Origin of the sequence: Dolichospermum circinale AWQC131C (assembly GCF_000426905.1) — a bacterium.
Taxonomy (GTDB): Bacteria; Cyanobacteriota; Cyanobacteriia; order Cyanobacteriales; family Nostocaceae; genus Dolichospermum; species Dolichospermum circinale.
In genome coordinates this window covers 129,363-138,762 of record NZ_KE384642.1, presented here as the reverse complement: position 1 = coordinate 138,762, position 9,400 = coordinate 129,363, and the positions used below count along the sequence as shown (strand labels likewise).

The window sequence follows — 9,400 nt, the reverse complement described above, 5'->3', positions numbered from 1 at the left end:
ATAGCACCTGGCTTATCTCCTAAATCATCACGGACATTTCCCCGGTTGTTGTAGGCTTGGGCAAGGTTAGGATTAATCTTGATAGCTTGGGTGTAATCATCTATTGCACCTTGCTTATCTCCTAATTCATTACGGACAACTCCCCGGTTGTAGTAGGCTAGGGCATAGTTAGGATTAATCTTGATAGCTAGGGTGTAATCATCTATTGCACCTTGCTTATCTCCTAATTCATCACGGACATTTCCCCGGTTGTAGTAGGCTTGGGCAAGGTTAGGATTAAACTTGATAGCTTGGTTGAAATCATCTATAGCACCTGGCTTATCTCCTAATTCATTACGGACATTTCCCCGGTTGTTGTAAAATGCTGCACGGGGACTGAGTTCAATGGCTTTATTTATCGCTGCTGCTGCTTCTTTATATCTTTTTAAATCACTTAGAACTACATACTTCTGATTATACAAATTAGGATTATTGGGCTGGAGTTGAATGGCTTGATTTATGGCTGCTAAGGCTTTATCCAGTTGGTTTGATTCTCTATAAGCTACACTTAAATCATCCCAAGCCGGCACAAAATCAGGTTTAAATTTCACTGCTAGTTCTAATGCAGTTATAGCCTCTGAACCTTTTCCACTCCAACCTAACGCCAAACCTTTGCCATAATAAGCCAGGTGAATAAACTCTGGTTTTTGCTTAATTGCTTCATCAAAAGCCTGTATAGCTTCTGGATAACGACGTAACCGCCACAGTTGATTTCCTCTTGCTAACCATTGACTGGCGGTAGTATTACTTTGAGACACATCTACAGATAAAATCGTTGTTTGAATAGACTTAACTTGTTGTGGACTTAGTTCTGGTGTTGGGGTGGTTTCTACCTTTTGTGCTTGGGTATTCAGTCGGGTAGCTAATGCCAAAAATGTACTTATAGGAATACCCAAACTATTACCTAATTGGATAGTTTCTTTACTATTACTATTATTATCAATAGCAGCTTCTCCCTCAGTTCTGCCATGAATACCAATTACCCGCCCTTGGGAATCTAAAACAGGTCCCCCACTCATGCCGCCAAAGGTGATACTACTATAAACTAATTCATATCCTCCTGTTAAAGAAGCTGCACTTTGGGCTGTACCAGAACTATTAGTATTAAAATCTGATTGGGTAGTAGTTAATAATCCTCTTTCCTTACTATAAATTTGTCCCAATGTAAACCGCCAATGTGATTTTTCTCCTAACCTGGGATAACCCGCCGTGAACATATATTCAAAATCTTTGGTGGGATAATTTGCTAAAGTCGCAACTTGATAATTTTCCCGACTGGTGAATTTAACTACTGCTAAATCTACCCCTTCTTCTAATTTAATGGTGCTTGGTTCTACGGGATATTGTTTACCATCTACTGTGAGGATTTTATAGGTATTTGGCTCACATGGTCCTACTTTATCTGGTGGTTTACAAACTACATGAGCCGCAGTTAAAACGGTGTAAATATCTCCTTCTTTAGCGATAATTACCCCTGAACCATTACTACCGCTACTGCTATCAATTCTGACGGTAATTTGTTTAGCTTTTGCTTCTAATTCTCCTAACCAACCTGTTAATGGTACTTCTGCTATTGTCTGTTTAATATCTGGGATAGGTAAATTATAAGCGGTGAGAACTTCTGGTCTTACCTGACCTAAAACGGTTTTAATAGGTATTCCCCAACTGAGTTTTCTGAACTCTTGAATTTCTGGATTTGTGGGGCGTTTTCCGTTGGTATAAATATAAGCAGTATTGGACAAAGGATAGGAACTAATCCCATTAATTCCTATTAAATTTCCGAAACTACTAATAATTGGACCGCCACTCATTCCTTGTTGAATATCGCTGGTATAGCCAATTTCATAACCATCTTTTAAACTCGGTTGGGAGATGATTTGTTGTATTTTTCCTGTTGTCAATACTAATTTATCTTCAGATACAGCATATCCTGCGGACATAACTGGTGTTTCTAAGTTAATATCAAAGGAGGCGATTCTGTCAGCAATTTCTGATGGTAAACAATATGTTTGATTAGATGTAAATTCTACTATAGTTAAATCAAATTGATCAAAGTTAGTATTAGGTAATATCTTAGCTGGATATTTTTGACCATCGGCTGTGATAATATTGATGTTATTAATTCTTCTGACAACGTGGGAATTAGTCACTACTAAATAAGAGTTACCTTTTCTAGCGAAAATTGTCCCGGAAGCGCCTCTTTCTTTGTCTCTGACTCTAACTGTAATTTGTTTAGCAATGGTTTGTAATTGTGGTTCTGAATAAATACCGTTTTCTGGGTCTGCTGGTTGTAATTTGCACCTTTGCCAGGTCTGTGTAAGTAGTTTTGTTGTCTTGGTTGGGGTTTCTATTGCTGACACTGGATAAGGTAGCAGTAGTAAGCAGGAGATAATGGCGATTTGACGTTTCATGATTAGTTAAATAGTGTTTTTATCAGTAGTGATTTACCCCCCTTGTAAAAGGGGGAAACCGGAATCTTGTCCCCTCCCCTTCCTAAGGGGAGGGTTAGGGTGGGGTATTTTGTTATTTAGAGATTTTTCTGAGATATTCACCCAGATTTAAGTAAGTATTTTCACCGGAATTTTGCCAATTTAAGTCTGAAGTTCTACCTTCTCTGATTTCATTAAGTTCAGCTAGAACTGTAGTGGGATTTACACCTGGTCTGACACTAAATAAAATATTGTTTTTATTGCATTCACCAGGTTTAGCCGCACAGATAACTCCCAAACCATTCAACTTACCGGTAGTTAAATAATCTAATCGGCCTTGTTCGTAAAATTGCTGGAATTTTCTACTTACTTGTTCACAGCGTCTTTTAGGAGTCCATTCGCTACCGGGAAAAGAGTCAGATTTCCAAGCAATTATGGGTACATAAGGGTTAGGTTTTTTGTCGGGAACGAAGGCCATGGTGGTGGGAACTCTTTCCGTATTACCTTGGTAAGAAATTGAACGACAAGCAAAACTAACTTCTTGCTTGGGAATCTCTTGACTCAAACCGGGGTTAACACTCAGGGTAACTGTTAATGCGGTGAATGCTAAGGTATTAGTTAATGCTGGTAGTTGCATAATGTTTGACCTTTGATTACTGAATTTTGGTGATTATGGTGCTACTTTTTTTAAACTTTATAGGTGTTGGTGAGTAAAAATATGAATTTTCCTCACCCAGAGGCGCAGAGGCGCGGAGTTTGAGACATGGAATTTTTGATTTTCATGTCTCAATTCAGCAAGGCTACTTGATACACACATAACTGATTATATACTAATTTTTTGAAAATATTCAGATATTTACTCGGAAGTAATTTGTAGGGTGCGTTAGCGACAGCGTAACGCACCGTTGATATCGTTTTTATTTGTGTCAAGAATAGCTATTTTCTAAATGGCTATTTTTTAATATTCACAAGCACAGAATAACCATTGTTTTTACCCGTTGTCAAGTTCTCTAAACGACCTGATTCCTGCAATTCCTGTAACTTTTTAGATACTTCTTGGCAACGTTTTTGGGGAGTCCAGCCACCTTTGGCAAAATACTCAGATTTCCAACCAATAAACCGTACGTGACCTTGACGTTCAGGAACCCAAGCAATGGTAGCCGGAACTTTTTTGCCACTGGCTGGATCAAATATTTCTTGACACAAAAATGTAACTTGATTGGGTTGATTTTCAGACGTATTATCTTGACTAAAACCAGGATTTATGCTCATGGTTAAGGTCAATGTTGTTAATCCTAAAAAGGTGGAAAGTGATTGTAATTTCATGATTTTTGATTCCCCTGAATAAAAAAATGATGTTGATTATTAAAATGGATGTTGGGTTTCCTTCGTCAACCCAACCTACTCATATTTGGAAATAGCCCGTAAACTATAATTACCAGTTTCCCCCTTTTCGGAAGAAGTGGCAGTTATTAAATAAGTCCCATCTGCTGGTAATGTGATCACAATTATAGCATTAAAATTACCTGCTCCTTTGTCATCATTTTCAACAATTTTTTCAATCTTCTTCCCAGCATCAGATTCGATAACTTGAGATAAGGTTAAGAAAGGATTAATCTTTTGACTATCCATTTCAATCACAACCGTTTGACCTCCTCGACCTGAAAATATATAATAATCAGGACTACCATTTAAACTACTATTAATTATTTGACCGTCAAGGGAAATAGTTTTTATAGATGGTTCTTCGGCTTTAGGGAGGGTCGAGATAGGAGAAACTTTTTGTTGTTTGATATCTGCTAAAAAAGATTTGACTTTTTCTCCTGGTTGAGAAAAGTTAATACCAGTTCCAGCAGGTATACCACCCACTGGTATACCACCAACAATAACGGGAGCTAAAGCTACACTAGTATTGACACCAATAACTCCCCCTAGGCTGTTTAATAAGGGTCCACCAGAATTACCAGGATTTAAAGGTGCGGTATGTTGAATAGTTCCGTCGGGACGTATGCGGCTAATATTACCTTGGGTGCAGGTATCACGGTTATCAGCATCAAGAGGACTACCAATCGCAAATACTCGATAACCTACTTTAGCAGTTCCAGGACGAGCTAAACTTAGATGTGGTAAGTTTCTGCGGTTTTGGATTTTTAAGGCTGCTAAATCCACTCCACCCCTAGCAAAACCGATCACATCGGCGGGTACTTGTTTACCATCCCGAAATACCACAGTGACAACACTAGAACCACCATCTACGACATGAGCATTGGTAATAATTAAACCATCATGACTGACTAAGAAACCGCTACCATGGGCGTTACTAGTTTTAACTGTGATAACGGCGGCACTGCCTTGAGTACAAACGCGATTGGCTGCTTCTTCTGCTGATGATGCGAGTACAGTCTTACCGATAATTGTTCCTATAAGGGTAAATATAGAAAAAAGCGTTAAAGTTCCATATCGGAACATGACATGATTAATCATAGGGGGAGATGTCCTGATAACTGTAGATAGATGCCAAAAAAAACAACTATAGTTTTTTAAACAATAGTTGTGTAAAAGTAATCTTCAGATAAAACTTGTTTATTTTGACGTAACTAGTAAATATTCTGTTCCCGTCCATGTATTCCCAATCCAAAATCATTCCAGGAAATAGGGAATAACCATGAGAGGATTTAAAGTCTCAAACTTTGGGTTTTTGCTCCTTTGTATCTGAATGCGAAACATAATTTATACCGCTAATTAGGGTAATGAATTGCATTTTTCTTTGTCGGATTTGGAAAATTGAGAATATCCAAACAGTTAAAACTGTTCCCTGTTCCCTGGCCTAACAGACAACTTTTTCAGCAAGCCCTAATTACATATCCAATCTGTAATTCTCCTGTTCACGTTCGACAAAATATTGAATACGGGAACGGTAATCTCTGAGGGTTTCATCAACCCAATCCCGATCGCTGCTGTTAACATAAAGATGAACTAAAGGCTCACTGGCATCTGGTAAAATTAAAAGCCAATTGTCATCATAGGGTTGACGAATTTTCACACCGTCAATTAATTCCAAATTTTGAGTGGGGTGGGTTTCGACCAAATAACGCATTAACGCCCCTTTAGCAGTCCAGGGACAGCGAACGGTGTAATTTCTATTAATCACACGGGGTAATTCAGAACGTACGGTTGCCAGCGATCGCTCTTGAATGGTTAACATTTCAATCAGCTTGGCTATACAGAACATGGAATCAAACCCTGGGTGTAATTGGGGGAAAATAAACCCAGTTTCCCCACTACCACCTAAAACCACGTGAGAATTTTTTTGACAAGCTTCCATTAAAGCCGTCGGATTCGCTTTAGTTCTAATTACATTACCATCATGACGATGGGCAACTAATTCCACCGCACTAGAAGCATGAACGGGAACAACGACGGAACTTCTAGGGTTAGCAGTTAACATCATATCAACCATCAAAGCGGTTAACATTTCACCGCGAATGGGAAAACCCGATTCGTCAACTAAAATTAGTTGTTCCCCATTAGCTGATACTTGTACCCCAAAGTTAGCGTTTACAGCCTCGACAACGTGGCCTAATTGAGTTAATAGTAATTCTCGGTCAGCGTTAGAAATGGCCGTTTTATTCAAACTAGCATTTAATACCACCGCATCAGCCCCAAATTTATCTAGCATTTGCGGTAAAATTGCCCCAGACACGGCGTAAACATAGTCAATGACCACTTTTGCCCGACTGTTACGCAGAGTGTCCACATTCAATAATTTCTCAAAGGCCTTGCAGTAGCGATCCATCAATTGGCTAGAATATATCACATCACCAATTTCATGACTTTGGGAACGACGCATATCTTCTTTAAAATAGGCCCCCTCAATTTTCTTTTCTTGGGCTTTAGAGATATTAATGCCCTTAAAATCCATAAATTCAATTAAGATATAATCACGGCGTTCTGGGTGTACTCGCACATGAATACCCCCCGCTACGGACATTGTGGGGATCACCGTTCTGGCGATGGGAATAGCTGTAGTATCTAGGTTTTGCACATCTACACCTACAGACATTAAACCAGCAATTAAAGAGCGTGTCACCATGCGAGAAACATTGCGTTGGTCACGGGAAACGGTAACTATTGAACCCGGTTTTAAGGTTGAACCATAGGCAGCACCCAATTTGACCGCAAACTCTGGGGTAATATCAATATTGGCTAATCCCTGTACTCCTCGCTGTCCAAATAAGTTCCGTTGGGCAGTATTTCCCCAAATCAGATTAATATTGAGAATAGCGCCGGACTCAATTTTTTTACTCGGCCAAACTCGCACACCAGGACTAATTTGCGCTTCTTCTCCCACGGTGGATAATGAACCGACTACAGCCGCTTCTAAAACGTGGGCGCGTTTGTCTACACGAGTACCACGAGCGATTACACAAGCTGATAAATGGGCTTCATCGCCAATGATTGCCCCATTCCAAATAATTGGTCTTTTTAGATGGGCATCAGCACCAATTGTCACATTATCACCAATCACTGTTCCATTTTCAATTTGTACTCTTGCACCAATTCGGCAATTATTACCAATTACCGCTGGGGTGTCAATTTTGGCTGTAGGATCAATATAAGTATTTTGTCCTACCCATAAACCAGGGGAAATTTCTGGATAACTTACTTTGAGCAAAACTTTCCTTTCTAAGGCATTATACTGGGCTTCACGGTAGGCATCCAAGTGACCTACATCACACCAATATCCCTCCGCCACATAACCGTAAATTGGCTCATTTTTAGCTAATAGTAAGGGAAATAAATCTTTAGAAAAGTCGCATTCAGTATGTTCTGGTAAATAATCTAAAACTTCTGGTTCTAAAATATAAGTTCCAGTATTGACGGTATCAGAAAAAATTTCACTGGTGGAAGGTTTTTCTAAAAATCGGTTAATGCGTCCCTGGCTATCTGTAATTACCACACCAAATTCAATGGGGTTAGGCACACGGGTTAATATTAAAGTCGCTTTTGATTGTTTTTGTTGATGAAATTCAATGGCCGCACTCAAATCAAAATCTGTGATACTATCACCACTAATCACTAAAAAGGTTTCATCCAGAAGTTCAGCAATATTTTTTACACAACCTGCTGTTCCTAAAGGCTGGTCTTCTTCAATAGCATAGGTCATTTGTACACCAAAATCACTGCCATCTTGGAAGTAGTCACGAAGAATATCTGGTAAATAATGCAATGTAGCAATTATTTCATAAATCTGATGTCCTTTAAGAAGATTGATGATATGTTCAGCAATAGGACGATTTAAGATCGGAACCATGGGTTTGGGTAAATCACAAGTCAAAGGACGCAACCGCGTTCCCGACCCACCAGCCATTAACACTGCACGCATAAATTCTCCTACTTTATTTTTCTTCCTTTAGTCTCATACAGATATTGAGATTTAAGGAACTTCCCCAAGAAACATCTGATCAAAATTCTTCTCTGTTGTCTATTTTCCACAAGGGGTAATTTACAATGTAAAATATGACAGTTGTATTAGATGCTGTAAATGTGATTGAGCGTTATACTTTGCCGGAAATGGGCAATCTGTGGAGTGAAACCTATAAGCTGAAAACCTGGCTAGATGTAGAAATCGCGGTATGTGAAGCACAGGCAGAACTGGGTTATATTCCAGCAGCAGCAGTGGAGGAAATTAAGGCTAAGGCGAATTTTGACCCCAAACGGGTGCTAGAAATTGAAGCGGAAGTTCGTCATGATGTTATTGCCTTCTTGACAAATGTTAATGAATATGTAGGTGATGCTGGTCGGTATATTCATCTAGGTCTAACCAGTTCAGATGTATTAGATACTGCCTTAGCTTTACAATTAGTGGCTAGTCTGGACTTGTTGTTAAAACGCTTAGAAGATGTAATTGCAGCAATTCGCAAAAAAGCTACAACCCATCGGTATACGGTGATGATTGGGCGATCGCATGGTATCCACGCTGAACCAATTACCTTTGGTTTTAAGTTAGCTGGTTGGTTAGCGGAAGTATTACGACACCAGGAACGGCTGCAAATTCTCAAGAAAACCATCGCAGTCGGGAAAATATCTGGTGCAGTGGGAACTTATGCTAATATAGAACCGCGTGTGGAAGCGATCGCTTGTGAAAAACTCGGACTTAAACCAGATACTGCTTCTACACAAGTAATTTCCCGTGATCTTCATGCTGACTTTGTGCAACAATTAGCGCTACTCGCTGCCTCTATAGAACGGTTTGCTGTGGAAATTCGTAACCTGCAAAAAACAGACGTTTTAGAGGTTGAGGAATTTTTTGCCAAGGGACAAAAGGGTTCTAGCGCTATGCCTCACAAGCGTAATCCTATCCGTTCTGAACGGTTAACAGGAATGGCACGACTGGTTAGGAGTTATGCCGGTGCAGCTTTAGAAAACGTCGCTTTATGGCATGAACGGGATATTTCCCACAGTTCTGTAGAACGGGTAATTTTACCAGATGCTTGCATTTTAACCCATTTCATGCTCCACGAAATCACTAACCTGGTGAATAACCTCCTGGTCTATCCTGAAAACATGGCACGGAATCTCAACTGTTATGGTGGAGTAGTTTTTAGTCAAAGAGTATTATTAACTTTAATTGACAAAGGACTGAACCGCGAAGAAGCATACTCCATAGTTCAGGAAAGCGCCCACACTGCTTGGAACAAACCAGAAGGGAACTTCCGTGATTTAATTACCAAAGATCCGCGCGTCATTAAAAACTTGTCAACTGCTGAGATAGAAGCTTGTTTTGATCCGCAACATCATCTCCAGCATTTAGAACAAGTTTATCAACGACTGGGTATTTAGAATTGATTATAGATGGGGGTGAAAATTAAAATTAAATGTGCGTTTCCTAGAACCCTGGTAGAGACGTTCCATGGAACGTCTCTACAATC

At 39.6% G+C, this 9,400-nt stretch carries 6 protein-coding genes; 1 reads left to right on the top strand and 5 read right to left on the bottom strand.

The genetic code is table 11. From position 1 onward, the window contains the following. From ACIR131C_RS23355 to ACIR131C_RS0118800, 5 genes are all read right to left on the bottom strand, one after another. A partial coding sequence (locus tag ACIR131C_RS23355; RefSeq protein ID WP_051347628.1) for a trypsin-like peptidase domain-containing protein occupies positions 1 to 2,450 on the bottom strand: 2,450 nt, incomplete at its 3' end. Positions 2,451 to 2,562: 112 nt separating this feature from the next. Further along, a complete protein-coding gene (locus ACIR131C_RS23350; protein WP_051347627.1) occupies positions 2,563 to 3,105 on the bottom strand; it encodes a COP23 domain-containing protein in 543 nt (180 codons plus the stop codon). Positions 3,106 to 3,419: 314 nt separating this feature from the next. Continuing rightward, on the bottom strand, positions 3,420 to 3,794 hold the full coding sequence (locus tag ACIR131C_RS23345; RefSeq protein WP_035372496.1) for a COP23 domain-containing protein: 375 nt from the start codon (positions 3,792 to 3,794) through the stop codon (positions 3,420 to 3,422). A 75-nt stretch (positions 3,795 to 3,869) separates the two neighbouring features. Continuing rightward, positions 3,870 to 4,952 carry a S1C family serine protease gene (locus ACIR131C_RS0118805; protein ID WP_028091438.1) on the bottom strand — a complete coding sequence of 361 codons (1,083 nt, stop codon included), beginning with the start codon at positions 4,950 to 4,952 and terminating at the stop codon, positions 3,870 to 3,872. A 373-nt stretch (positions 4,953 to 5,325) separates the two neighbouring features. Next, positions 5,326 to 7,854 carry a mannose-1-phosphate guanyltransferase gene (locus ACIR131C_RS0118800; RefSeq protein ID WP_028091437.1) on the bottom strand — a complete coding sequence of 843 codons (2,529 nt, stop codon included), beginning with the start codon at positions 7,852 to 7,854 and terminating at the stop codon, positions 5,326 to 5,328. Between the two features lie 161 nt (positions 7,855 to 8,015). On the opposite strand from ACIR131C_RS0118800, the gene purB reads away from it, so the two are divergent. Continuing rightward, positions 8,016 to 9,311 (top strand): adenylosuccinate lyase, encoded by a 1,296-nt coding sequence (gene purB, locus ACIR131C_RS0118795; protein WP_028091436.1) that lies wholly within the window; start codon positions 8,016 to 8,018, stop codon positions 9,309 to 9,311. The last annotated feature ends 89 nt before the right edge of the window (positions 9,312 to 9,400 follow it).